Source organism: Marinilabiliales bacterium (genome assembly GCA_007695015.1).
Classification (GTDB): domain Bacteria; phylum Bacteroidota; class Bacteroidia; order Bacteroidales; family PUMT01; genus PXAP01.
Map to the genome: position 1 here is coordinate 44,841 of REEN01000064.1, position 24,974 is coordinate 69,814.

23 protein-coding genes and 1 pseudogene are annotated in these 24,974 nt (G+C 47.4%); 4 read left to right on the forward strand and 20 right to left on the reverse strand.

Features of this window, described 5'->3' with window-relative positions; all coding sequences use genetic code 11:
• Positions 1-112 precede the first annotated feature (112 nt).
• A complete protein-coding gene (gene hydF, locus EA408_09055) occupies positions 113-1,342 on the forward strand; it encodes a [FeFe] hydrogenase H-cluster maturation GTPase HydF (GenBank protein ID TVR71483.1) in 1,230 nt (409 codons plus the stop codon).
• 107 nt (positions 1,343-1,449) lie between these two features.
• Here the strand turns inward: hydF and EA408_09060 are convergent, their stop codons facing one another.
• The 8 genes from EA408_09060 to EA408_09095 form a co-directional block, all read right to left on the reverse strand.
• Positions 1,450-2,661, reverse strand: coding sequence for a hypothetical protein (locus tag EA408_09060; GenBank protein TVR71484.1), 1,212 nt, complete (start codon positions 2,659-2,661; stop codon positions 1,450-1,452).
• 9 nt (positions 2,662-2,670) lie between these two features.
• Positions 2,671-2,892, reverse strand: coding sequence for a hypothetical protein (locus EA408_09065; GenBank protein TVR71485.1), 222 nt, complete (start codon positions 2,890-2,892; stop codon positions 2,671-2,673).
• A 27-nt stretch (positions 2,893-2,919) separates the two neighbouring features.
• Entirely contained in the window at positions 2,920-4,443 is a 1,524-nt protein-coding gene (locus EA408_09070; GenBank protein ID TVR71486.1) for an MBOAT family protein, read from the reverse strand.
• 74 nt (positions 4,444-4,517) lie between these two features.
• Positions 4,518-6,092, reverse strand: coding sequence for a hypothetical protein (locus EA408_09075; protein ID TVR71487.1), 1,575 nt, complete (start codon positions 6,090-6,092; stop codon positions 4,518-4,520).
• A 72-nt stretch (positions 6,093-6,164) separates the two neighbouring features.
• Positions 6,165-7,796: a LysM peptidoglycan-binding domain-containing protein gene (locus tag EA408_09080; GenBank protein ID TVR71488.1), complete on the reverse strand. Its 1,632-nt coding sequence runs from the start codon at positions 7,794-7,796 to the stop codon at positions 6,165-6,167.
• A gap of 31 nt (positions 7,797-7,827) precedes the next feature.
• The gene (locus tag EA408_09085) at positions 7,828-8,460 is read right to left on the reverse strand and encodes a hypothetical protein (protein ID TVR71489.1); all 633 of its coding nucleotides are present in this window, start codon (positions 8,458-8,460) and stop codon (positions 7,828-7,830) included.
• A 91-nt stretch (positions 8,461-8,551) separates the two neighbouring features.
• The gene (locus tag EA408_09090; protein TVR71490.1) at positions 8,552-9,436 is read right to left on the reverse strand and encodes a ParB/RepB/Spo0J family partition protein; all 885 of its coding nucleotides are present in this window, start codon (positions 9,434-9,436) and stop codon (positions 8,552-8,554) included.
• A 31-nt stretch (positions 9,437-9,467) separates the two neighbouring features.
• Positions 9,468-10,268, reverse strand: coding sequence for a ParA family protein (locus tag EA408_09095; GenBank protein ID TVR71491.1), 801 nt, complete (start codon positions 10,266-10,268; stop codon positions 9,468-9,470).
• A gap of 355 nt (positions 10,269-10,623) precedes the next feature.
• Here EA408_09095 and EA408_09100 point away from each other — a divergent pair, with 355 nt between their 5' ends.
• Positions 10,624-11,568 (forward strand): diacylglycerol kinase family lipid kinase, encoded by a 945-nt coding sequence (locus EA408_09100; GenBank protein TVR71492.1) that lies wholly within the window; start codon positions 10,624-10,626, stop codon positions 11,566-11,568.
• Between the two features lie 1,215 nt (positions 11,569-12,783).
• On the opposite strand, the pseudogene EA408_09105 reads toward EA408_09100, so the two are convergent.
• Positions 12,784-13,208 (reverse strand): annotated as a pseudogene (locus tag EA408_09105) (hydrolase).
• 13 nt (positions 13,209-13,221) lie between these two features.
• A complete protein-coding gene (locus EA408_09110) occupies positions 13,222-14,262 on the reverse strand; it encodes a hypothetical protein (GenBank protein ID TVR71534.1) in 1,041 nt (346 codons plus the stop codon).
• A gap of 154 nt (positions 14,263-14,416) precedes the next feature.
• On the opposite strand from EA408_09110, the gene EA408_09115 reads away from it, so the two are divergent.
• On the forward strand, positions 14,417-15,193 hold the full coding sequence (locus EA408_09115; protein ID TVR71493.1) for a CDP-diacylglycerol--serine O-phosphatidyltransferase: 777 nt from the start codon (positions 14,417-14,419) through the stop codon (positions 15,191-15,193).
• A 17-nt stretch (positions 15,194-15,210) separates the two neighbouring features.
• Here EA408_09115 and EA408_09120 read toward each other — a convergent pair whose 3' ends face one another.
• Genes EA408_09120 through EA408_09130 form a run of 3 tightly spaced genes read right to left on the reverse strand, consistent with a single transcriptional unit; the run spans position 15,211 to position 17,343 of the window.
• Complete coding sequence (locus EA408_09120; protein TVR71494.1) at positions 15,211-15,489, reverse strand: hypothetical protein; 279 nt, start codon at positions 15,487-15,489, stop codon at positions 15,211-15,213.
• Positions 15,490-15,542: 53 nt separating this feature from the next.
• Positions 15,543-16,169 carry a PKD domain-containing protein gene (locus EA408_09125; GenBank protein ID TVR71495.1) on the reverse strand — a complete coding sequence of 209 codons (627 nt, stop codon included), beginning with the start codon at positions 16,167-16,169 and terminating at the stop codon, positions 15,543-15,545.
• A 49-nt stretch (positions 16,170-16,218) separates the two neighbouring features.
• Positions 16,219-17,343 carry an AI-2E family transporter gene (locus tag EA408_09130; protein ID TVR71496.1) on the reverse strand — a complete coding sequence of 375 codons (1,125 nt, stop codon included), beginning with the start codon at positions 17,341-17,343 and terminating at the stop codon, positions 16,219-16,221.
• Positions 17,344-17,495: 152 nt separating this feature from the next.
• Here EA408_09130 and EA408_09135 point away from each other — a divergent pair, with 152 nt between their 5' ends.
• Positions 17,496-18,422: a DMT family transporter gene (locus EA408_09135; GenBank protein TVR71497.1), complete on the forward strand. Its 927-nt coding sequence runs from the start codon at positions 17,496-17,498 to the stop codon at positions 18,420-18,422.
• A 102-nt stretch (positions 18,423-18,524) separates the two neighbouring features.
• On the opposite strand, the gene EA408_09140 is transcribed toward EA408_09135, so the two are convergent.
• The 7 genes from EA408_09140 to rsfS form a co-directional block, all read right to left on the reverse strand.
• Positions 18,525-19,742, reverse strand: coding sequence for an FprA family A-type flavoprotein (locus tag EA408_09140; protein TVR71498.1), 1,218 nt, complete (start codon positions 19,740-19,742; stop codon positions 18,525-18,527).
• A gap of 176 nt (positions 19,743-19,918) precedes the next feature.
• A complete protein-coding gene (locus EA408_09145) occupies positions 19,919-20,362 on the reverse strand; it encodes a hypothetical protein (protein ID TVR71499.1) in 444 nt (147 codons plus the stop codon).
• Positions 20,363-20,488: 126 nt separating this feature from the next.
• Positions 20,489-21,145, reverse strand: coding sequence for a phosphatidylserine decarboxylase family protein (locus EA408_09150; protein TVR71500.1), 657 nt, complete (start codon positions 21,143-21,145; stop codon positions 20,489-20,491).
• Positions 21,146-21,151: 6 nt separating this feature from the next.
• Positions 21,152-21,976: a phosphatidate cytidylyltransferase gene (locus EA408_09155; protein ID TVR71501.1), complete on the reverse strand. Its 825-nt coding sequence runs from the start codon at positions 21,974-21,976 to the stop codon at positions 21,152-21,154.
• The gene (locus tag EA408_09160) at positions 21,969-22,178 is read right to left on the reverse strand and encodes a DUF2007 domain-containing protein (protein TVR71502.1); all 210 of its coding nucleotides are present in this window, start codon (positions 22,176-22,178) and stop codon (positions 21,969-21,971) included. Before EA408_09160 ends, EA408_09155 begins: the two co-directional genes overlap by 8 nt.
• A gap of 14 nt (positions 22,179-22,192) precedes the next feature.
• Positions 22,193-24,364 carry an ATP-dependent metallopeptidase FtsH/Yme1/Tma family protein gene (locus tag EA408_09165; protein ID TVR71503.1) on the reverse strand — a complete coding sequence of 724 codons (2,172 nt, stop codon included), beginning with the start codon at positions 24,362-24,364 and terminating at the stop codon, positions 22,193-22,195.
• A gap of 159 nt (positions 24,365-24,523) precedes the next feature.
• On the reverse strand, positions 24,524-24,892 hold the full coding sequence (gene rsfS, locus EA408_09170) for a ribosome silencing factor (GenBank protein TVR71504.1): 369 nt from the start codon (positions 24,890-24,892) through the stop codon (positions 24,524-24,526).
• Between the last annotated feature and the right edge of the window lie 82 nt (positions 24,893-24,974).

A 24,974-nucleotide genomic window follows, 5' to 3' on the forward strand; every position in this document is an offset into this window, starting at 1 on the left:
GCTATAATGTAAAAATACTAAAACCGTATCTATCCGGAAAGTTAATTACTGCCGGCAGGCATCGAAAAATCGTAAAAAACTTTAATTTAGCATTATAATAACCAGGTATACCATGCAGAGAGGAAAAGACACCAAGCCCCATATTGGCATATACGGGAGGAGAAACAACGGTAAAAGCACCCTTATAAACATGCTGGCGGGTCACGAAATAGCAATAGTAAGTGAAGTAGCAGGCACAACGACCGACCCGGTCAGGAAATCATTCGAGATTACAGGGTTCGGACCAGTAGTTCTTATTGATACGGCCGGATCGGATGACACCGGCGAACTTGGAGAAAAACGCATCGCCAAAACCCTGCATACCCTTCAAACTGTCGACCTTGCAATCCTGGTCATTACACGGAACAACTTTGAAGAACCGGAAAAGAGACTGGTGGAAGAATTCAGGAAGCTCCTGCTGCCTTTCATAATTGTGCACAGCAAGTCCGACCTTGAAAAGCTTTCATCCGGAACAAGAGACCGGATTGAAGAATATACCGGGACCGGTGTAATTGAGTTCAGCAGTGTTGACAGCAATTACCCTGAAGAGATAATCTCAGCAATAAGGTCGTCAATTCCCGGGTCGGCATGGAAAAGCGCGGGACTGGTTGGCGATCTTCTGAGCCATGGTGACATCGTCCTTCTCATTACACCCATAGATGTACAGGCACCGGCAGGAAGACTTATCCTGCCCCAGGTACAGGCTATCCGCGATATAATTGACAATGACTGTGTGGCAGTGGTCCTCAAGGAGAGGGAGGTTGATGCCTTCCTGAGAAAAACAGGTATAAGACCCAAACTTGCTATAACCGACAGCCAGATCTTTGTAAAAGCGGATGCCTCTATACCACCTGATATCATGCTGACATCCTTCAGCATCATTCTTGCAAGGCAGAAAGGAGACTTTGAGCTGTATCTGCAAGGAACGCCTGCAATATCAGGCCTGAAAGACGGTGACCGCATCCTTATACTTGAATCATGTACCCACCATGTGTCGTGCGATGATATCGGCCGGGTCAAGATTCCCAGGTGGATAAGCACCTTTACCGGCAAAAAGCTGGAGTTTGATGTGGTCGGTGGACTGGCTGAGTGGCCCCGCCCGGTAACTGATTATGCGCTGGTAATACAGTGCGGGGGATGCGTGATAACACGCAGGCAGCTCATTAACAGGATCAGGCAGGCGGCCGACGCCGGGGTTCCCGTAACCAATTACGGCATGGCAATCGCATGGGTGCAGGGCATTTACAAACGGGCCGTCGCCCCGTTCACCGGGGGAAGCAAAGGTGAAGCTGACTATCTGTAACCATCTGCACCCCCCTGAAAATATCGGTGGGGAAGCACTTCCGTACTCCCCCACCGAACCAAATTAACCCATCTGTAAACCTAAAACTTAACCTAAATTATGAAAAACTACCAAAACCTGAATCCTGCGTTTATGCCTGCCCAAACCCAGGTGTCAGTATGCCTGCTGCTAAACTCAAAGATATGGTATGGTGCAACCCTGGTCCCGCTGTTTCCTTCACTGCCCGCTCTTACCACCTGAACATTCAGTACCGGGCCCGCAAAAAACTGCCACCTGTTATCAATATCCGTGGCATATGTTACCCGAAGCTGGTTAAGTACATTGATCCTGTCATATTCCCACCACCGGTTCTCCATAAGGTAATGCGAAATAATCTCAACATTCAGGTAGCGCTCATCCCGGAGGATAAACTCCGAACCAATACCATATCCGTAACTAATAACTGTATTGTCATGCAAAAATTGAGCCCCTAATGTTAAAAAATTATAAAATCGCCTGACGCCTGTCTTTATTCCGATACCAAGGTTCATGGCATCTCCCCCCCAAAATTCAACCTTCTGGTAACCGTCTCTTACAATACTTACCAGTCCGATCGGGAACCCGTCAACCGAGTCGGCAATATTCACAACACCTATCTGCACTCCCTTTACATTTCCGGCCACGTTAACGATACCGGCCACCTGTATACCTTCAACCCTGCCGGCCACATTTGCAAATCCGGAGCCCTGAACACCATCAACTTCTCCGGCAATTCCGGCAAAACCAGATATCTGTACCCCTGATAGCTTCCCGCCGGTAACACTGCTAAATCCTGAAGCCTGGACTCCTTCAAAGTTACCTGAAGTAATCCCGGCAAAACCACTACCCTGTAAGCCTCTTGAATTACCGGAAATAATATTACCAAAACCGGCACCCTGAAGTACCCTGGCATCGCCATTTACAATGTTCAGAAAGCCTGCGCCCTGTATTCCCTTTACATTCGAACCACTTAGGTTAAAAAAACCTGAAAACTGCACTCCATCGACCTCTCCGCCCGTTATGTTTCCAAATCCTGAAGCCTGAAGTCCGGTAACCGAATACCTGTTGATATTCAAAAAACCTCCGAATTCAATTCCATCAACTCCACCGGTTACCCCACCAAACAGGTTCAGCGATACATCATATACATATTTATGGCTGTTTACACCCTCTGTGCCGACAAACGGAAAAACACTTAACTGGAAAGGCCTGGATTCAGGAACCTCGTCATTCTGCGCGCTCACAGGAAATGCTGTCAAAAATAGGCAAACCAGGATCGGGGCAAAAACATTCTTCTTCATAATACAAAACTATTTTTTATCATTCTTCTGGATCGTGTCGGTCCGGGCATACTTTATTATCTTCCCCGACATGATCAACTGACGTAACAATACACTCCAATACACTTTACCCGCTTTTCGATCAATGTTCGTGCCAACATCAATAAATCCCTGTATATATGCCCATAAAGCAAATATCAGAAATGCCGCGGGCACCCGCCTGTTGTCCGGAACCGTACAACAGGCGTACATCTGCACCAGCAGAACCGACAGGGTCTGTCAGAACCTGAAATAGATAAAAGGCTGTATGTCGGCCGACCGTACCTGGTATATTACAAATACAATCAAAACGGCCGCCACAATCTTGATAAGAAGATGCGACCTTATGAATGCCCCCCTGTAATACTCCTTCAGCCTGGCAGGAAGCCAGTGTATTATCATGGCAACCGCCATAAGCGAAAAGACGTTTCTGTGAGCGATGGTCATTCCGGGAACCAGGTCGCCTCCGAAACTGCTGATCATCTGCGAAACCATTGCATTCACCTCATACATGCCTTCAGCCCTGAAAAAGAGCCAGGCGAAGGAGACAAACTGGAATGTGATGAAAACCGAAAGGAACCTCCTTAAACCCGGCATGCGCGTTCCTGTCCTGCTGCCGGGGAACAGCCCCTGCCAGGCCTTATGCACGGCAAGAGCAACACCGTGAAGTCCGCCCCAGATGATGAACCTCAGATCTGCGCCATGCCACAATCCGCCCAGCAGCATAGTCACTATAAGGTTGGCATACCTGCGTAAGATCCCTTTCCGGCTTCCCCCGAGAGGGATATAAAGATAATCCCTCAACCATGAGGATAACGAAATATGCCACCTCCGCCAAAAGTCCGTTATGTTTACAGCCTTGTAGGGTGAGTTGAAGTTAACCGGAAGCCTGAAGCCCAAAAGCAGGGCCACTCCTATCGCAATATCGGTATAGCCCGAAAAATCACAGTATATCTGCACCGAATACCCGTAAACAGCCATCATGTTCTCGAATCCCGAATATGCCAGCGGATTGTCAAACACCCTGTCAACATAATTCACCGAAATATAGTCGGATATCACCATCTTCTTTACCAGTCCGCTCAGCACCAGAAAAATTGCATGGCCCATCTGTTGCATGGTAAGTTTGAAGGAGGCATAAAGCTGGGGCATGAATTCAGCCGCGCGTACTATAGGCCCCGCCACAAGCTGGGGGAAGAATGAAACATAGAAACCAAAATCAATGATGTTGCCAACCGGGCGGAGCTTGCCCCGGTAGACATCGACTGTATAGCTGATGGTCTGAAAGGTGAAGAAGGATATTCCCACAGGCAGCACAATTACCGACACATCCATACTTCCGCCGGCCAGCCTGTTGTAGAGCAGTGATAAAAAATTGACAACCTCGAGATCGGTTCCGGCAACCCTGTTGACCAGTCCGGTCAGGAAATAGGCATACTTGAAATATGCCAGCAGACCTAAATTCACTGTTACGCTTGCTGCCAGCCACAATCGTTTCCGAAATCTGTTGCCGGCATTGAAAATCAGATGTCCCAGAACAAAATCTGCTATGGTGGAAAAGACCAGTAGCGAAAAGAAATAGCCGCCCGACTTGTAATAGAAGAAGAGGCTCATTGCAAAAAGCCAGGCATTGCGCAGGGTCTTCTTTTTGTATACCAGGCTGTACCCCACAAGCAGCACCAGGAAGAAGCCCCAGAAATAGAGACGTGTAAAAAGCATGGGTGTCTCTTCCGAATATTTTAAAATTCCTGGGAACAGGTCCATCAACATGCAGGTTATGCCCGAAATTAAAAATAAATATTCAAACTGCGACTCCAACGGCCCGGCCGGCCAACATCTCAGAACCGTTTATTTTCAAGCCAGGCTTCGTACTGATACATTAATGCATCATAAAGCAGATCACCAATAAGCGCCGAACCCCGGAAGGTAAAATGAATATGGTCAGCCTGTCCAAGCGGCGGATCAGCATTCACCCATGATGGCATGGAGTTCTTTCCCCCCATTGCCCCGTATAGATCCCAGAAAGCCGCGCCTGAACGGAAGGCGGCACGCCTCTGGGCATCCCTGATAAGTCCTATATTGGGAAATGATTCATAATATCCTCCGGGCCCTGTCCTCGACATGTCAGATACTCCAATTACTATTATTGAAATGTCATGCGAAAGTGACTTCAGGTAATTTATCTGCCTGACCAGTGAGTTCTCGTACCATGTATAGTCATCGGCAATATCCGGAACAATATTTACACCAAACTGCAAGATAAGTAACCGGACATTCAGCAACTCCATCATCTTTGCCATAGGCTCCCGGCTGCTCCGGGAAAACTCCAGTCCGCTGCTTCCCCTCATAGGCACATTGTCAATGCCTACTCCCCGGTAATTATCAATCGACACCGAAAAAACAGGAAGACTGCCCCGACCGGCAAACCGGACAGTATACTCTGCACTTCCGTGCGGAAGCGGCCACCTTGCAAACATAAGTGAATCGGACGGGAAGATCAGGTCTGCATCAATTCTCTGCTCCCCCGACAGCAACTCAACAGTAAACGGACTGCTGTTAAACCCCGTAAAAACCGTCAGCATCTCCATCTCACGCGAGCGTGCCGGACCCATTCCCGTTGGCCTGAGCGTAAAAGCCCCTTCAGTGTTGCCTTCTGTTGCAGGCTCAAGCGAGCAGAACGACATCAGCAAACCGTAACGGAAGGTCTCCCTGCTCTCCCTGGCCCGTTCCAATGGTGTGTACCTGACCCAGTTTCCACCGGTCACCACCCTGACAGATGCATTGTGCGGAGCAGGTGAAATAACCGGGAACATGCCGGTGCCACCTCCGCCAAACCTTGCCTGCATCCTGTTTCTAAATGCAGAGGTTATCCTGTTGTTCTCAATCTGCGAATCGCCATAATGAATTATCCTCAGAGCACCCCCTCCCTCACCGGCATTATGAAGTTGGCCGAAAAAGGGATCAAGCACTTTGAATTCATCATCCGGCAACTCCAGCGGGAATATGACCTCCCTGAGACTGCCTTCATCGGCCGGGGCAGGTTCCTCTTCAGCCGGGACAGGTTCTTCACTATGCGGTTCAAACTCTATAGAAGGGGGAGAAGGTTCTTCACTACGCGGGTCAGGCTCTTTACCAGGGGGAACGGATTCTGTGCCAGGTATGGTTGTATCCCTGACCGTCCGCTCTTCGCCGGTAAACTCTTCATCCGGCCGGTACCGTTCCGTTAAATGGGATATATCAGCATACTCAGGTACATCAGGCTGCAGCACTGAATTCAGGCTGGGAAACCTGATCCTGAAATCATCGCTGATCTTTATGCCTTCAGGGGGAAAGAACAGCGATATAGCCGCAAGAACAATGAGTACGGCAGAGATAAAAAGCAATACGGTAAGTGGATTAACCTGGTTTTTCATACGACTTTTTGACATAACCGCCAAGCAATGCCGTCAAAGATGCGAAGAACCAGGTATCTGGAGTATGCGCTTCTATCCTGACGGCTTGATCCTGAGCTGCTGGCCCGGGTATATCCGGTTGGCGTTACTCAGGCTGTTAAGCCTCAGTATGTCACGCTCACTGACTCCCGGGAACTGCCTCGCTATACCCCAAAGAGTATCTCCGCGGCGAACCGTATAATAGAGAAATTCTCCCGAATCGTCACTAACAACAATAACATCAGCCCGGTTGGCAGATGGAGCCCTGCCGACCCGTGCCTGTTTCTCAGCAAAGCTCAGATTATTGACCTGGTTATAATAACCGGTCTGATCTGAAGGCACGTATATAACAAGCCGCTGTCCTGTCCTTATAAGGTTGCCGGTTATACCGTTCCAGTGCCTCAGGTCAGACACCCTGACATTGAACCATTGTGAAATATATCCGAGATTATCGCCGCTTTTGACCGTATAGTTCACCTGGGAGCGGCCCGCCGGAGGATCAGGCATCACTCCGGGACGACCGGGCGTAACAACAAGGTTCTCCCTTTTCAGGTAATGATCTGCCCGATATGCATAAACACTGTCGGCCAGTCCGGCAAACCTGGTTGTTTCCCCTGCCGGCAGCCTTAAAGGAAAAGGTCTTTCATCTGCCGGGATCACATCGCGCCGGTACTGCGGGTTCATGTCCCTTATCATACTGACCGGGATATCGAGTACCTCTGCAACCTGCATAAGATGGAGGTTCCTGTTTATCATTACAGTATCGGTAAACAGAGGCAGTTCCAGGTCAGCCGGACTCAGGGCATGCTCCGTGTAGTAGTTCATTGCATATGTTGCAGCAATAAATGCAGGCACATAACCCCTTGTTTCCCTTGGCAGGAAATAGTAGATCCTCCAGTAATCCCTTGAGCCCCCTGCCCTCCTTATGGCCCTGTTAACGTTACCCGGGCCGCAGTTATAGGCGGCAAGAGCAAGTGTCCAGTCATTGTATATCCCAAAAAGATCTTTCAGGTACCTCGCGGCTGCATGTGTCGAAGCATACGGGTCACGACGCTCATCCACAAGAGAGTTCATTGTCAGGTTATACATCCTTGCCGTGCCGAACATAAACTGCCAGATGCCCGTGGCACCGACTCTTGATACCGCCCTCGGATTGAGGGCAGATTCAACGACAGGCAGATACCTCAGTTCGAGCGGAATATCATAATAGTCCAAAATCTGCTCAAAAAGCGGAAAATAATACTCAGTCAGGGCAAGCATCACTTCCATCTGCTCCCTGCGGTTGACGGTATAGACATTGATATAATTCCTTACAACATTGTTGAAGGAGAGATCAATCACAGACGGTAGCCTTGCAAGCCTCTCAATATAAACCGAATCCGGAAAAGAGGGAATGACAAAACCCGAGCTGTCGGCCAGTGGCCCGGTCCTGGCCCGGCGGGGTGCATTACTGACGTACCAGAGGTTGAGCAGGCTGTCAAGATTACTCTCAAAATCCAGTTCAACAGGATCAGTTATCTCAGGTATGGTCGCCTCTGCAGTGGTGATAATGCCTTCCGGCAGAGTGTCGTTTTCATGCACAGCAGTTCGAACAGGAATAGTATCAGCTTCAGCTCCCCGTGCATTGAATGATATCAGGGAGAGAACTGCCAGGGCCGAAAACAGAATGTATAGCAGTCTCTTCATATCAGGCTCACAATTATCTGCTGCAAATATATTAAAATTTCACACTGAACCTGACTCCCATTCCGGGATTGAATCCCGGTTTTCCGGCAACCGGATGACCGGGCAATGTCATAACGGGACTGACCTTCATCCCAAGATCCTCGCTCACATCAAACTCAAAAAAATGAGCATCTACGGTGGCCTCAATAATGTTGAGAGCGTAAAAGGCCGCGATCCAGATATAGGTGCGGTCACGCTGCCTGCGATAGTAATCCCTGAACCTCCTGAGCACATCTTCGGTATACCTGAAATCACCTGCAAACTCATCTATTGTCTCCGGATTGCCGTCAGTACGAAAACTATGCGCATTCCTGTATCTGGCATACTCATCATGGGTAAACATCGCATACCATGAGAGGGCGGCAAAACCGCCATATACAATAGGCACCTTCCAGTACCGGCGGTTATAAACCTGCCCGAGTCCGGGAAGAACCGCCGAATAGATAGCTGCTTTTCGCGGATCGGGAATAAACCGGTCATCACCTTCAAAAACTGTGACACCCGTATAAAGGGTATCTTCCTGGGTCAGTGCTGCAGTTTGTGACCGGGGTTCTGATCCTGCCACAAGGCTGTCATGTCCGGTATGGCCGGCATAAACCTGACGGCCGGATACAATTGCAAGCAACAGTACCAGCTTGAAGATATGTAAGTTTCGGGATCTTGTTATCAAAACGGTAAATATTCGGGCACCTCTCAATAACGTACTGCGTGAGAGTTTAAGTATTTAGCTTGTCAAGCAATCCCACTATCCGCTCCAGTTCATCATTTGAGCTGAAAGGAATGACTATCTTACCCTTTCCCTTTTCATTTCTCCTGAACTGAACATCGGTGCCAAAATATCCTGCCAGGTGGTCACGAAGCGTTTCATAGCTGTCAGGCTCACTCTTTGTCTGCCTTTCATCAGTAGTATCTGCAGGCTCAGTGGTCTCCATTTTCCTGACCATCTCTTCAATTTTCCTGACCGAGAGGTCGTTGGAGATTATCTTATTGTAAATCTCAAGCTGTGCATCAGGGTTATCAATACTGATAAGGGATCTTGCATGGCCCATACTTATCTGCCGGTGTTTTATGCCAAGCTGTATTTCAGCAGGCAGCCTAAGCAGTCTTATATAATTAGATATTGTTGACCTCTTTTTGCCTACCCTTTGACTGAGGTTTTCCTGGGTAAGGCTGCACTCTTCCATCAGCCGCTGATAACTTATTGCTATTTCAATGGCATCAAGGTCCTCCCTCTGAATATTCTCAACAAGGGCCATCTCCAGCAATGCCTGGTCATCAGCAGTCCTTATCCAGGCAGGTATTGTATCAAGGCCGGCAACTCCGGCAGCTCTCATACGCCTCTCTCCCGCAATCAGCTGGTACCTTCCATCATCCTTCTGCCTGACAATAATGGGCTGGATTACACCCAGCTCCCGAATCGAAGAGGCAAGCTCCTGGATAGGCTCCTCCTCAAACCTGGTCCTTGGCTGGAACGGGTTTGCCTCGATCATGCTGAGGCTTATCTCATCATACCAGGGCAACCCTTCCCGCCTGCGCGAAGGCTCCTCTTCGGAAATCAGTGCGCTGAGGCCCCGTCCCAATGCATTCTTCTTTGCAGCCATTATCCTGATTTTCTTGTTTTATTTATAAGTACTACTCTATAACTTTCTCAGCATCGCTCATTTTTGTCTTGTCATTGTTCTGCAGCAGCTCCCTGGCAAGATTGAGATAATTTACGGCACCCGTTGAATTCACATCATAAAGCAGAACAGGCTTGCCGAAACTGGGAGCTTCGCTGAGTCTTATATTCCTCTGCACAATCGTTTCAAAAACCATCTGCTGGAAATGTTTTTTGACCTCTTCCACTACCTGGTTAGACAGCCTAAGTCTCGAATCATACATAGTAAGAAGGAACCCCTCGATCTCAAGCGATGTGTTGAGTCTGCTCTGCACTATCTTGATAGTGTTAAGCAGCTTACCAAGGCCCTCGAGTGCAAAATACTCGCACTGAACCGGGATCAGAACAGAATCTGAAGCTGTAAGTGCATTGAGCGTTATGAGTCCGAGTGACGGAGAACAATCCACCAGAATAAAATCATACCTGTCCTCTATCCTGGATATAACAGACTTAAGGATCTGCTCCCTGGCCGGCATATTTGTCATCTCTATCTCTGCACCTACCAGGTCGATATGTGAAGGTATAATGTCAAGCCTGTCTACCTCTGTATTAAGGATAATGCTGTTTGGATCAACATCATCGATAAGGCATTCATAAATGCTTGTTTTAATTGTACGGATATCGAATCCCATACCTGATGTTGCATTTGCCTGCGGATCAGCATCTATGAGCAGAACCCTGTTCTCAAGTACCGCGAGGCTTGCTGAAAGATTAATTGCTGTAGTTGTTTTACCAACCCCCCCCTTCTGATTTGCTAGTGCAATTATTTTGGCCATTCTATAATGTAGTTTAAAAACTGGACAATGATAGTTAAAAAAATCTCAGAAAGACCAAAATTACAACTTAAATAGGAGAACTGATAAGGTTAGCCAAACCCTAGTTTTTAACAATGAAACCGGGCTTTTCAACAGTTTATCAACATTGTGCTTGGAAATAACTCATTAGCAATATCCTGTCACCACACGGTATAGAATAACATTTTTGTTTTTGTTTATAAATATGGGGCCCTTCAATTATTACTGCTGCTGCCTGACGGAAAACAGCCCGGCGTTTGTGTAATAAATAAAAAAAGTATAGGTTTGAGGGCTTAAATATGCTGGGCACCAGCGCAGCTCCCTGTAAATAATAAAAATGAGAGCAGAATCTGAGAATACCTGGCTCGTTATAGTGAACCCTAATGCGGGCAGACGAAGAGGGAAGAAAGACTGGGAAAAGATATCATCGTTGCTGGATCAGGCCGGATTGAACTATAAAGCGGAATTCACCGCGTCGCCCAGGCATGCTATTGAGATTGCAGTCTCGCACATAGAAGAAGGTTTTAAGAATTTAATCGTGGTAGGCGGAGACGGGACCATGAATGAGGTAGTCAACGGGATCTTCATGCAAAAAAGATATCCTACACCGGAAATATCCCTGGGGATGATTACCGTTGGAACAGGCAATGACTGGGGAAGAATGTTCGGTATTCCGCGGGACTATGAACAGGCGATCTCCACAATAAAAATGAACAACGGGTTCATCCAGGATGCAGGTGTAGTGAAGTATTACAGCGGCAGTACCGAGAACAGGAGATATTTTGTAAATATAGCAGGCATAGGGTTTGATGCACTTGTAGTAAGCAAAACCAACAAGCTTAAGGAAGCCGGTAAAGGAGGTTCATGGGCATACCTTAAAAGTATAGTGACCAGCCTGCTGAAATACCGTCACACCAAAACGACTATAAAAATAGATTCGAACGAAATCCGAAACAACATTTTCAATATAAGTATCGGTATATGCAAATACAATGGGGGAGGAATGATGTCACTTCCCGATGCAGTTCCTGATGACGGACTCTTTGATATCACGGTCATAAACAAGATCAAGAAACACGATGTTATTCTCAATATAAAAAGACTGTATAACGGGACAATCAACAAACACCCAATGGTTGAAACCTACAGGGGCAGATCGGTTTACATCGACAGCAAACCTTTGATACACCTTGAGACTGATGGCGAATCACTGGGCCACAGTCCGTTCACATTTGATATAATACCAAAAAGCATTAAAGTCCTTATTGGAAGATCAGCCTGACCAGCAATTCCCGGCCAACGGCCCGGATATTCATTGCATGTTCGCCTGCATCCTGGTCAGCTCAATTTCAAATAGCCTTGGCCAGTTTTTGCCTGTTACAAAAAGCCTTTCATTTTCACTGTCCCATGCAACTCCGTTAAGGACGTCGAGGTTGGGATGATGATATCTTCTGTCCAGCAGTCCTGTAAGATCAATCACGCCGGTAATCCTGCCTGAGGCCGCCTCAATCATAACCACCTCATCGGTCCCGAAAACATTCGCATAGATGATCCCGTCGATATACTGCAGTTCATTCAGCCCGTCAACCCTGCCGTTATTATCATAAACCTCTATTCTCCCGGTTTCGGAGAAGTATTGCGGATCAAGGATGTAGATATAATGTGACCCGTCACTCTTGAGGAGGTTTATACCGTCATTGGTAAGGCCCCATCCCTCAGTTTCATAGTGAACCCTGTTCAGCAGCCTGAAAGATTCCAGATCGTAAACGAACCCTACGCGCGACTGCCATGTGAGCTGGTAAAGCTTGCCGTTTAAAACTGTCAGCCCCTCACCGAACAATTGCCTGTCAAGATTCAGGCTTCTCAGCACCTCTCCTGTTTCGAGCCGCACCTTTCTGAGTGTTGACCTTCCGTACTGGCCGGTAGATTCATACAGGTATCCTTCATGGTAAACCAGCCCCTGTGTAAAAGCCCTTATGTCATGCGGGTAACTGTTCACAATCCTGTATGTATAACGAACCGGAGAAATATCAGAATAGAGTACAACCCTCAATTGCAAATTCTCCCTGCTGCCGTCTTCATATACCACTGAAAACCTGATATGCCTGGTTCCTGCCGGCCAGTTATCCGAATCCCATGTAATGGTACCCGGAATACTACCCTCGAATTCTGCATCCCTGCCATCAACAGCCATTTTCACTTCGGCTATCCCCCCTGGATCATCATCAAATACAACATTAAAAGTAATATCGTCACCAATTATAAAAACATCGCCGTCATTCGGACTGGCAATCCGGCCCCTTGCCGTCACAGGGGCGGCAGGCACCTCTTCCTCAATCCTCGTCTCCCCTGCTCCGTTTCCGGTGGCAGGTTGTTCAGAGCACCCTGAGTGCAAGAGAGGATTGGCAGCAAGGAGCAGAGCTGCTGTTGCATAAAAAGCGAAAGGCCTGACTTTCATAAGGGTGCTGAGTGCAAAAATGGTATGCATCATATTTTTTAAAGATTTTATTTCCCCATAAGTCTTCTCCATAAACCACTTCTCCTGACTGGCTGTATAGCCATATCAGTACCGTCGTCACCTCCGGACTCTCCATTCAGCATCTGCCACACCTTGCTCCATCCCGGGAAACCTCCGATATTGCGGTCGTCAATAAAGATATGGGCGTGAATTTTCCGGCTGCTTCCGGGTTCGTACTCCTCCTCGGGATAACTGCTGTTCACAGCATAAAACTCAACACCGTGCTGTCTGCAAAAATCAACAGCCTCATTAAGTTCGCTCCCCGAACGGTAGGTCCATAAAATAAGCTGATGTTTCTGTTTCTGCAGTTCCCTCATAGTCTCGAAGGCAAAAAGCATAGGTTTGCCGATATCCGGGTATTCATCCTCAACTATGGTCCCGTCAAAATCAATTGCTATCTTCATTTGGGTCATCATTTTACTCCACTCCAAAAACATACCTGACCGAGAATATATGCGAGTAGAGCGTTATAGTCTGCGGAGAGATATTGCCCAGAGCATAATCCAGATAGAGGCTGCCAAGCTGAAGTCCGATTCCCGCCGAAGGATCAGCCAGCAGTCTCTTATTTCCGCCGAATTCGGTTACCTGTTGCACATTCCCAACTCCGGCCCTCAGATAGACAAGGTTGCTGTAATTCAATTCGGCCCCGAGCACAGGTTCAGCGCCTAAAAGACTGCTGCTCAATACCGCTGCCGTCCGTCCTTCAAAAGATACCGCAGCATTGAACTCGGCAAGCAGTGATACCGTTTCCGATATTACGAAATTTCTTGCCACCCCGAGATGAAGGCGTGGAAGTGTCAGTTCCAGAGAGTTCTCCGGAGGAACATTGAACAATGAATCGGCTACCTCGATTACCAGCTTCTCCTCATTGAACTGCCATGCATTGAATGTACTTGTGGCATCCCTGAGCACAGCTCCGAAGATCCAGTTACTGTGCCTGTACCTTGCAGCAATATCTGCACCAAACCCCCATGCAGAGGCAAACTCACCAACCACCCTCCTTATGATCTTCAGGTTTCCTCCAACATCGAGTCCCTCAATAGCGGTGCTACGCGCATAGGTAATCAACAGGGCATAATCCGCCACCGAAAACCGGCTTATCCGGTCATAGTCAATATTACCGTCACCGTCCATCAGGTCAATCGTATTAGGTATGTCATCAACCCCATACCGCAAGAGAGAGACCCCAACAGCACTTCTCTCATCGGGGCGGCTGCCCACACCGATATAATCAAACTTTGCAATTCCGGCAAAATACTGGGCATGCATCAGAGACGCCTCATGCTTTCCGGCTAACCCTAGCATTCCAGCAGGGTTCCAGTATGCCGCAGTCACATCCGATGCCCCGGCAACAAAAGCCCTGCCCATTCCCAGTGAACGTGCCCCTATCCCAACATTCAGAAATTCATTGGAATATTTTGCCGGCTGGGCTGAAAGGTCATGTAACCAGGCAAATATTGCCAGAACCGGAATTAATACCCTGTATATTATCATTCTTACCATAACAGACAAAACCTGAAATCAGGAGTGCAAACTATCATTTTTAACTTATTTTTGCAACATATTATTGCAGCAACCCCGAATCTGCTTCCGGGCTAAACCAACCAGCGCCATGTTAAAATTATCATTCTCTCCCCTAAAAAAGATCATCCCGAGCATCTTTACAATGTTTAACCTTCTGTCAGGATGCATGGCCATCCTTATAAGCTTCAGTGACCCTGCGCTTGCAGGCCTGTTGATCCTTCTGGCAGGGATATTCGATTTTGCAGACGGTTTTGCAGCCCGGCTACTGGATGCATATTCGGAGTTCGGGAAAGAGCTCGATTCCCTTGCCGATATAATCAGCTTTGGAGCTGCCCCGTCATTCATCCTTTTTCATCTTATCAATACCTCTCTTGTTATGTCAGCCCCGCATCACGGTTATGAAAGCCTGTCAGTCCCGCACACCCTGATTCTGGCAAGTGCATTCCTGCCAGTTGTTTTTGCAGCCATAAGGCTTGCGAAATATAATATCAGCACGGGCGAAAGCGATGATTTCAGCGGACTCCCATCGCCTGCCGCCGGAATATTCATAGCCTCTGCAGGTTACGTCCTGGTTACCTCCGAACTCACCCTGGTCAGGGAGTTTTTTTTCAACCCCGCCACACTTGTATCAGCCGGTATTATCGTGTCTGTGCTAATGGTGATACCCATACGGATGTTCAGCATTAAATTCAGACATTTCAGGCTGGCCGGCAACAGGGTGAGATACCTTTTCCTGTTACCATCGCTCGTCCTGTTTATCTGGTGGGGCATTGCGGCGATACCCCTGATAACCGGCTGGTACGTATTTCTTTCCGCAATAATTGCAATTACCTGCCGTAAACAGGCTGACCCGGGACACACCTGAATACCCGGCATCCGGGGTCATTCCTCTTTCCGGGATCCTTGCTGAATTCTAACCGATTCCCTGTGTATAAGGTTGAGAAATTCTTCGGTAAATTCTTCGGTAAGCCCTGCTTTCCGTGCATGCTCCTTTCGTGAGGTCTTTAGCTGGTCAAACCTCTCTGACTGTATAACCGGTATACCCTCTGCCCTTTTTATCTCACCTATCATTTCTGAAAAGCTGAAACGCCGGGCCAGCAGATCGATCAGCTCAGTGTCAGTTTTATCAATTGCTTCCCTTATCTTATCTATATCAGTCATATTTGCAGGATCTCATTTTTCGTGGCAACACAACATCCTTCCCGGCCAGGCAACTACCTGCCATAAAAGACATGCACAAAACCGGTCTTGTTGTATGTGTCTTCCTGTGATGTGATAATATAATAATAGACACCAGGGCTGACCCTGGTTCCTGAAGGATTTCTGCCATCCCAGCTGATAACCGGAGAAGTGTGTTTATACACAATATTACCGGTACGGTCAAATACGGTTATTGAAAGCGGTGTGACCCCATCAGACCTGACTATGAAATAGTCATTTATGCCGTCACCATCGGGAGTGAAAACATTCGGGACCTCAAAGACATCCTCAAGCGAAACCGGCATCACATCCGATACGAAAATCTGTAAAGGATCATTCCTGTCAGTGACTGTGACCGTGACATTGTAGGTGCCCATGATAGAATACCTGTGCATCTCGACCGGCCGGTGACCCGTGTTACCGTCGCCAAAATCCCATTCAAAAATGTAGCGCAGGGTGTCATCCATGCCGAATCGCACAGGGGGGCCTCCATCTTCATGAAAATAGGCGGTAAAAGTCACAAGATAGGAGGATATTCCGTCAACCTGGTAACCTGCAGAGACATACTCAATCTGAGCATTTAAAAGTGAGACAGGTGAAAGGAAGAAGAAGAGTGTCAGTGTCCTGAGGTAGTTATCCATTTCAAATCTGTTTTTTCATCCGGCTCCCGAATCCAGGTGCTGCAATTTATCAAATTTTTTCGGTCAGCCGTTTAACAACCTTGAAGTTATTGAAGAACTCCTTGGCAAATACCCTGATGACAGTATAGGTTGGTATTGCAAGAAACATCCCAATGATCCCCGCTGCCGTTCCCCCAATCATGAGCACAAGGAATATTTCCATAGGGTGTGCATGAACGCTGGAGGCGTATATCAGCGGCTGGAAAACCATATTGTCAATAAGCTGCACAGTTACAAAAACTATCAGCATAAGTCCGAGTAACGGAAGCATCTCGGTATAAAATGAAAGCTCCAGGTGAGTAACAACCCCTATGAATATCCCTAGTGTCGCCCCTATTACGGGTCCTATATAGGGAATAACGTTGAATACACCAACGAGAAGTCCGATCATCAGGGCATTGTTGAACCTGATGCCAACGATAAGCATCCCGGCGGTTATCAAAATTATAATACACGTGATCTGGAGCAGGATGCCTATAAAATACCTCATAAGCAGGTATTTTATGGATGACATGGCATGAAGGACCGCACTCTCCTGATGAGTGGGCACAAAAATCAGCAACCCCTGGAGAAACAACCGGTCATCCTTGAGAAAGAAAAAGGTCATAAAGGTTATGGCAAATGCGGCTATGAAAATATTCCCCAGTAAGGTGGCCAGCGACCGGAATATGCTGGTAAAGAAATCTATGTTGAGTACCGAGTTTAGCTTTTCGGAAAAAAACTCCGGTATGCTTATATCCCTGAATGCATCAAGTTCAAGTGTCATCATGAAAGCCTCAATACTCCTGATAGGCTCATCAAGATTATTCACCACGGCATCGGGATTAATATTTGCCAGCTCACTGGCCTGATAGGCAATTATCGGGACAAAAACGCGGAAGAAAAGCAAAACCGCACCCCAAATCAACAGAACTCCAAGAAGTGCGCTTATCCATCTGGGCACTTTCAGGCGTTGATACTTTACCCTGTCAAGCAGTTCCACTACCGGTCGTCCGATCAAAGAAAGCACAAAGCTTACCAGGATATAGAAAATTATTGCACGAAGGTACCAAAGGATCCAAAGTATTATTGCAACTCCTATTACAAGAGCAATATACTTTACAACTCCCTTTCCGGTTTCAGTCTGTGCTTCCAATGGTCATCCCTTTATTGATTCCGGCCGGGCTAAACACCCTGCACCGGAGGCGTAAGATACAAAAATAACTTTCAAATTGGCTCACAGAGCTAACCCGTTTTTTAAAATGGCGAGTATTTTCCTGAAGGTTTGCTTATCTTCGTGAGCCAAATTTGCAGTATCATATGATTGAGACACATGCAGGAGAACTGTCGGCACTTATGGCGGCAATTTTCTGGACTTTTACCGCACTGGCATTTGAATCAGCAGGCAAAAGGATAGGTTCAATAACCGTAAATCTTGTGCGGCTGTTTATGGCCTTCATATTCCTGGGAATATTCACCTTCTTCAGCAGTGGTACGTTTTTCCCGGTTGGTGCAACCACACATAACTGGATATGGCTCTCATTGTCAGGATTTGTCGGTTTTGTTCTGGGCGACCTTTTCCTTTTCAGGGCATATGTCGTGGTGGGTGCCAGGGTATCGATGCTCATCATGTCACTTGCACCGCCGATAGCGGCAATAGTGGGTTGGCTTATTATGGGTGAGACCATGACCCTGAGAAGCCTGGCAGGCATGTTTGTGACAATTACAGGTATCGCCCTGGTCGTTTTGACAAGGAAAAGTGATGACCTTCCCGGGATGCCCGGAAGAAAGATTCGCTTCAATTATCCTGCAGCGGGCATTCTTCTCGCGTTCGGCGGGGCAGCCGGGCAGGCGACGGGACTGGTCCTCAGCAAGTACGGAATGGACGGCTATGACGCATTTGCGGCTACCCAGATCAGGGTAATCACCGGGTTTTTCGGTTTCACGGTTATATTCACCATGCTGCGCCGTTGGTACCGGCTTATGCCTGCACTCCGGAACGGGCCTGCCATGGCCCGTGTCTCTGTCGGAGCATTTTTCGGGCCTTTCCTTGGAGTCTCTTTTTCCCTGCTTGCCGTAAAATACACTTCATCGGGAATTGCTGCCACAATCATGAGCATCGTTCCTGTACTGATCATTCCCTTCTCAATATTCATGTTCAGGGAGAAAATAACCCCCAGGGAAGTGGTTGGAGCATTCGTGGCAATAGCCGGCGTTGCACTGTTCTTTTTGTAGCAGCATTTGCAGGCAAGAATAGCCGCAAAAAAATTCAGGACTTAATTACAATGATTCCCGGCCCGTATTACCAGGCAAGGCAGGGATAGCCTGCACAAAACTTCAGGCCGTTCTCTTTACCAGTTGCCTGCCGAATTCCCTTCCAAACTCTTTAAGCTCTTCTGCCTTACCTGCATGCGGAAAGAATTTTGAAGAAAAGCCTCCCTCAATGACATCAAGTTTAAGTCCTTTAAGGTTAGCTTCAACAATCTTCGCCGCCTCACCACTCCAGCCATATGAACCGAATGAGGCGGCCAGTTTGCCTTTGTCCCTTATAGGGTTAATAAGGGCAAACAGCTTGTAAACAGGCAGGAGGGTGTTCTGGTTTATTGTCGGCGAGCCTACCAGAAGAGCATTGCAGCTGGTCAGCAGAGCATCTATCTCTCCGAGCGGCATATTCTCAATATCGGCCATCTCTATACTGATATCGCCGCCTGTCTCTCTTATCCCTTCCGCTATAAAGCCTGCCATCTGCTTTGTATAACCATAGGCAGAGACATATGCAAGGAGTACATTCACTCCTTCCTGCTGCGATGATGCAAGGTACTCCGATGCGTACTGCTCTGAAAGGTCGACGTATTTCCTCCAGTCTGATCTCAGTATGGGTCCGTGACCTGTAGCGATAACTGCTATATCGAGCGGCCTTATCTTTTCGATTGCCTTCAGCATGAACTTGCTGTATGGCTTGAGGATAACATCAAAATAGTATTTGAAGGAATCGAGGTAGTCGGGTACCAGGTCATCGAACATCTCTTCAGTACAGAAATGTGCCCCGAATGAATCACAGGTGAACAGCACTTTGTCCTCTACAAGATAGGTGTATATCGAGTCCGGCCAGTGCAGATTGGGAGCCGAAATAAATCTTAGTGTTTTGTTGCCAAGGTCAAGCACATCGCCATCCTTAACTTTCATACTTTTAAAAGGGAAAGGGACAATATCCTGCAGATACCTGATTGCATTTCCGCTGCCAACCACCGTCGCTTCCGGGGCAAGTTTAAGCAGGTTTGCCAGGTTCCCTGAATGATCAGGCTCAGTATGATCCAGGATTATATATTCAATTTCAGCAGGGTCGGTAACCTGCTGGATCTTATAAAGCCAGGTATCCCAGAATTTTTCCTTGGTGGTTTCCACAACCGCCTTCTTTTCAGCGTTGATGAAATAGGAGTTATAGGTAGTGCCATATTTTGTTTCCATTACAATATCGAAAGTGACGATATCGCGGTCAAGGATTCCCATCCACTTCACATCGGGTGTTACATCAAGTACTTTATTATCCTTCATTGCCAGGGTTTTTAATTAATCTGCACCCAGGGCTCTTGTAGCCATGAGGCGTATAAAATATTTACGGAAATACAAAATTAATAATTAGCACGCAAAAAAAAAGTCCCCCGAAAGAGGGACCTTAATTGATTAAGATTTCCCGGTAAAATTACCGGGCCTTTATGGCTCCTTTTAAACTAGTTTCTCTCGGCAACAGTTGTTTTTCCAGTACTCTCTTCACTGCATCCGGAGTTTCCGGCAGTTGCCGTGGAAGTCTGACTTTTGCAGCAGGCTTCAGCGCTGTTCTGGCCGGCAGTCAGTGTTGCGGCGCTGCCTTCACAACCGGCAGCCTTCTCCTGGCCGGCAGTCAGTGTTGCGGCGCTGCCCTCACAACCGGCAGCCTTCTCCTGGCCGGCAGTCAGTGTTGCGGCACTGCCTTCACAACCGGCAGCCTTCTCCTGGCCGGCAGTCAGAACCACTTCATCACCTTCACAACCTGTCTGAGCTACAGCGGTTACACATTCGGTGTTGTTGCTTTTCTTCGCTTCCTTTTCTGATTTGTCCCTGTCAGGTGTGACACCAGCGAAAGTCAATGCTGCTGCAATTGTCGCAAGAACAAAAAACGATGATATTCTTTTCATGATTTCCGGTGTTTTAGTTTAACAGATAATAGCCGGATGCGGCCTATTTTTATTTAGACCAAATATATGGATAAAGACTGTAAATTCTGTTACAAACTGGTTATAAATAACAGGTCAACCCGGAGGTCAGTTGAATGAAGCAATTACAGAGGATTTGCCGTTCACCTTCTGACCGATCTGAACATTGAGTTTAATATCGGTCGGCAAAAAGAGATCAACCCTTGATCCGAATTTGATAAACCCGAGCTCCTGGCCCTGATCAACCTTTTCTCCCGGCCTGGCGTAGCATACTATCCTGCGGGCAAGTACACCCGCAATCTGCCTTACAAGAACGGCATGGCTGCCATTATCAACCACCACTGAACTGCGTTCATTGGCAGATGAAGCCTTTGGGTGCCAGGCAACCAGGTACTTACCCGGATGATATTTAAAATAACTCACAGTACCTGTAATCGGAAAAAGATTAACGTGTACATTAAGCGGCGACATGAATATTGACACCTGCAGACGCTTATCGTTAAAAAACTCATTTTCATCTGTCTCTTCGATAGCAACAATTTTCCCGTCGGCAGGGGCAATCACAAGGTTGTCATTTAGTTCCATATCCCTTCCTGGAAGCCTGAAGAACCAAAGTACAAATAAAAGGAAAGCAACAGAAACTGCAAGAAATACCCGCAGCAATAAGCTGCCGGGCTCCAGCAGCAACCATATAAGGATATTTGCAGCCGTCAGGATGCCAAGTAAGGTTATAAGAATTTTATATCCCTCTTTGTGAATTTTCATTATCTGTCAATTTAATACCAATCTCAAATAAACCAATATTGCAGGAAAAACAAGAAGCCATGCATCAATACGGTCAAGCACCCCACCGTGTCCCGGAAGCATACTGCCTGAATCCTTGACCCCCAGTTGTCGTTTGATCATTGATTCAACAAGGTCGCCGTAGATGCCGAATACAATGACTATTGCCCCGGCGGGGATCCATTGGTACATATCCATGACAGGGAAAAGATGTGTCATGAACCAGGCTGCACCAAGTGTAAAAAATGCACCTCCAATGGTACCCTCCCATGTCTTCCCTGGTGAAATACGGGCAAAAAGCCGGTTCCGTCCAAACGAGACCCCAACCAGGTAAGCTGCAGTATCATTAACCATTATCATGATCAGCACTCCTGCCAGGATCCCCGGGTAATAACCGGCTCCGGTAACAGCTCCGGGATACACAAGGAGGTTAAGAAGAGACAGGGGTAAAGCAACATATATAATGCCCAGGAATTGTATCCCGACTTTCTCAAAAGGCTTTCCCCTGCCCAGGTAAAGTTCAGATATCATTACCAAAGGAGGCAAAAGAAAAAGCAATGTCAGCCATCCGGCACCGATGCCGCCGGAAGCATAGCCATGTACGAGAAAAAAGAGAGTCAGGGCGACCAGGGCAGCTGTTATCTTCCTGGCAGGGGTTGTTCCCGTGCCTTCAAGGTTAAGAAACTCCAGAAGCGCAATAACCATCAGGGCAGGATAAACTAACACGAAAGCCAAACTTCCGGCAAAAAGTGAACCGTATATCACAACACCGAATACAACACCGGTTAAAGTACGTTTATAAAACTCACTCAAGGTTCAATTTATTTAACAGATCCCTGGCTTTAATCTCATCAGCCTTCCTTACCATAATGTCGATATGGCCGAACAAACCGTATGCTGAATCCCTTTTGTTCATTATGACTGCCTCAAGCCCGTTCGTCTCCAGAGCCTGCCTTACCATTTCGGCACGGTATTGTTCTGCAGTGGTATATGCTACTGTCCAGTCGTTATCCATAGGTCTGGTGTTTATTATGCTCTTTCCCTGTCGGGTATATCGTCAATGTCTCTTGCTGCATCTATCGTTTTTCCGGGATCCTCCTGGCTGCCTCCTTCTTTTTGAAGAGACTTGTCACTTTTCCCGTCAGGTTTCTCTTTTTCCGGCTCACCGGTGCCGGGTGTGGATTTCCCTGCTGCTCCTTCATTATTATTTGACGGCTGCTGCCTGATCATGGGTTCCTTCTCCGGTTTTTTGAATTTTCTTTTGCCAAATATCTTCTCAAGGTCTTCACTGAATATCACCTCCTTCTCCAGCAGCAAATCAGCAAGGCGGCTCAGCCCATCCCTGTTCCGGGTAAGCAGGTCCTTTGCCCTTTTGTAGGCTTTATCCAAAATATCCTTTACCTCCTTATCAATCAGCTCGGCAGTCGTATCGCTGTATGGCTTTGAGAATGTGTACTCGTTCTGACCAGAGGAATCGTAGTAACTGATATTACCGATCTTCTTGCTCATACCAAAATAGGTTACCATAGCATAGGCTTGCTTGGTCACCCTCTCAAGGTCGTTGAGCGCCCCGGTCGACACCTTTTTAAAATTTATCTCTTCAGAGGCCCTGCCACCAAGGGCAACACACATCTCATCATTAAGCTGTTCAGTCGTAGTTATCTGCCTCTCCTCTGGGAGATACCAGGCAGCCCCAAGTGTCCTGCCCCTTGGTATGATGGTCACCTTGACCAGTGGGTTTGCATGCTCGAGCAACCAGCTGAGCGTGGCATGGCCCGCTTCATGGTAAGCTATGGTGCGCTTCTCCTCCATTGATATGATCTTGTTCTTCCGTTCAAGTCCTCCGATTATCCGGTCAATAGCATCGAGAAAATCCTGTTTGCCGACCGAATTTTTATTGCGCCTGGCAGCAATAAGTGCAGCCTCATTGCAAACATTGGCTATATCTGCACCGGAGAAGCCTGGTGTCTGCTTGGCAAGGAAACTGATATCGAAATCTTCTTCAAGTTTCACTGTGCGCAGATGCACCTCGAATATCTCAAGCCTTTCATTAAGGTCGGGCAATTCTACATGTATCTGCCTGTCAAACCTGCCGGCCCTGAGCAATGCGCGGTCAAGTACGTCGGCACGGTTTGTCGCCGCCAGCAGTATGACGCCCAGGTTTGGCTCAAACCCATCCATTTCTGTAAGCAGCTGGTTGAGCGTGTTTTCCCGCTCATCATTTGCCCCGAAGCCGGGATTTTTTCCCCTGGCTCTCCCGACTGCATCAATCTCATCAATAAAAACAATACAAGGAGCCTTGTCCTTCGCCTGTTTAAACAGGTCCCTTACCCTTGATGCCCCGACACCAACAAACATCTCGACAAAATCTGATCCTGATATTGAGAAGAAAGGGACATTGGCCTCACCTGCCACAGCTTTAGCCAGCAACGTCTTTCCCGTGCCCGGAGGACCAACAAGAAGCACTCCCTTTGGGATCTTGCCGCCCAGCTGTGTATATTTCTGCGGGGTCTTCAGGAAATCGACCACCTCCATAACCTCCATCTTCGCCTCCTCTAGTCCCGCCACATCCTTGAAATCGGTCTTTACATTTGACTCCCTGTCAAACATCTTGGCTTTGGACTTACCCACGTTGAATATTCCACCGGGCCCTCCCCCCCCTGCGGCACCGCTCATACGGCGGAATATGAAAAGCCAGATTGCAACCAGTATGAAAATTGGAAGGAGCCAGCTAAGAACATCTGAGAAATAATCTCTCTCAGTCACATAGTTTACACTTACTACCTGATCCTGCGCAAATTCCTCCTGTGCTTCACGCAGCCTGTCCTCAAAGAGTTCAACCGAGCCAATAGTGAAAAAGTAATGAGGCCCGGACCTTGATGCTGATGATAACCCGCGGTCAAACAGGCCCTCGTGTCTCGGAAGGTCCAGCCTCTCCTGTTTAATATAGATCCTGGCCTTCTCACGGTTGACAATCTCGATCTTTTCAACATCATGGTTCCTGAGCATCTCCCTCTCAAACTGCTGAAAATTTATCTCAACAGGCTGGCTGCCGGTGCCGAATATCTGTATTCCGATAAATGCAAGCGCAATAATGCCGTAAACCCAGTAGAGGTTGAATTTAGGCTTTTTGCTGCCGGAATCATCAGGCTTCCCATCCTTATTGTTGCGGTTGTCCTGATTCTTGTTCTGATCAAACATATTATGGTTTATAATGAACTTTCATTCGTATAAAGTATAGTTAGCAAATTGTTTAACAATGTGTTACAAATTCACATAACGGTTAAAATGCTTTTCAATTCCCATGGAACCCCCATGCTTTATTCATGTTATTTTGTCTGACGAAGTCTGATGGGGCTTTCATTCAAATTTCTCAATTTTTCCATCGCCCCATAGCTCCTCGAGACGGTAAAATTCCCGGTATTCCTTCTGAAATACATGCACGACAATGCTGCCAAAATCCAGCAGCACCCATTGGGCATTATCCTGTCCCTCCTTGTGCATAAGGTGTCTTCCGGTTTTCTGCCGAACCTCCCTGTCAACTGAATTGGCAATAGAATTGACATGTATATTGGAGTCGCCGTGGCATATGACAAAATGGCTGCAAACCCGGTGTTCAAGATCTGCAAGGTCAATGTTGATAATATCCTTACCTTTTACCTTCCTGATACCTTCAATGATATTGCCAAGCAATGCTTCCGTGCTTATTTCCCTTATCCCGTCTGCCATTAAAAAGTTTTGCCGCAAAGTTAATTAAATTTTGGGACATCCGTTCCATGCATGCTGCATGGTTTTACCCTGAAAATAATTG

Bases quoted from the DNA above. Each gene is read 5' to 3' on its own strand.
- hydF (TVR71483.1), top strand. From the start codon at position 113: ATGCAGAGAGGAAAAGACACCAAGCCCCATATTGGCATATACGGGAGG.
- EA408_09060 (TVR71484.1), bottom strand. From the start codon at position 2,661: ATGAAGAAGAATGTTTTTGCCCCGATCCTGGTTTGCCTATTTTTGACA.
- EA408_09065 (TVR71485.1), bottom strand. From the start codon at position 2,892: ATGTACGCCTGTTGTACGGTTCCGGACAACAGGCGGGTGCCCGCGGCA.
- EA408_09070 (TVR71486.1), bottom strand. From the start codon at position 4,443: ATGGACCTGTTCCCAGGAATTTTAAAATATTCGGAAGAGACACCCATG.
- EA408_09075 (TVR71487.1), bottom strand. From the start codon at position 6,092: ATGAAAAACCAGGTTAATCCACTTACCGTATTGCTTTTTATCTCTGCC.
- EA408_09080 (TVR71488.1), bottom strand. From the start codon at position 7,796: ATGAAGAGACTGCTATACATTCTGTTTTCGGCCCTGGCAGTTCTCTCC.
- EA408_09090 (TVR71490.1), bottom strand. From the start codon at position 9,436: ATGGCTGCAAAGAAGAATGCATTGGGACGGGGCCTCAGCGCACTGATT.
- EA408_09095 (TVR71491.1), bottom strand. From the start codon at position 10,268: ATGGCCAAAATAATTGCACTAGCAAATCAGAAGGGGGGGGTTGGTAAA.
- EA408_09100 (TVR71492.1), top strand. From the start codon at position 10,624: ATGAGAGCAGAATCTGAGAATACCTGGCTCGTTATAGTGAACCCTAAT.
- EA408_09115 (TVR71493.1), top strand. From the start codon at position 14,417: ATGTTAAAATTATCATTCTCTCCCCTAAAAAAGATCATCCCGAGCATC.
- EA408_09120 (TVR71494.1), bottom strand. From the start codon at position 15,489: ATGACTGATATAGATAAGATAAGGGAAGCAATTGATAAAACTGACACT.
- EA408_09125 (TVR71495.1), bottom strand. From the start codon at position 16,169: ATGGATAACTACCTCAGGACACTGACACTCTTCTTCTTCCTTTCACCT.
- EA408_09140 (TVR71498.1), bottom strand. From the start codon at position 19,742: ATGAAGGATAATAAAGTACTTGATGTAACACCCGATGTGAAGTGGATG.
- EA408_09145 (TVR71499.1), bottom strand. From the start codon at position 20,362: ATGAAAAGAATATCATCGTTTTTTGTTCTTGCGACAATTGCAGCAGCA.
- EA408_09150 (TVR71500.1), bottom strand. From the start codon at position 21,145: ATGAAAATTCACAAAGAGGGATATAAAATTCTTATAACCTTACTTGGC.
- EA408_09160 (TVR71502.1), bottom strand. From the start codon at position 22,178: ATGGATAACGACTGGACAGTAGCATATACCACTGCAGAACAATACCGT.
- EA408_09165 (TVR71503.1), bottom strand. From the start codon at position 24,364: ATGTTTGATCAGAACAAGAATCAGGACAACCGCAACAATAAGGATGGG.
- rsfS (TVR71504.1), bottom strand. From the start codon at position 24,892: ATGGCAGACGGGATAAGGGAAATAAGCACGGAAGCATTGCTTGGCAAT.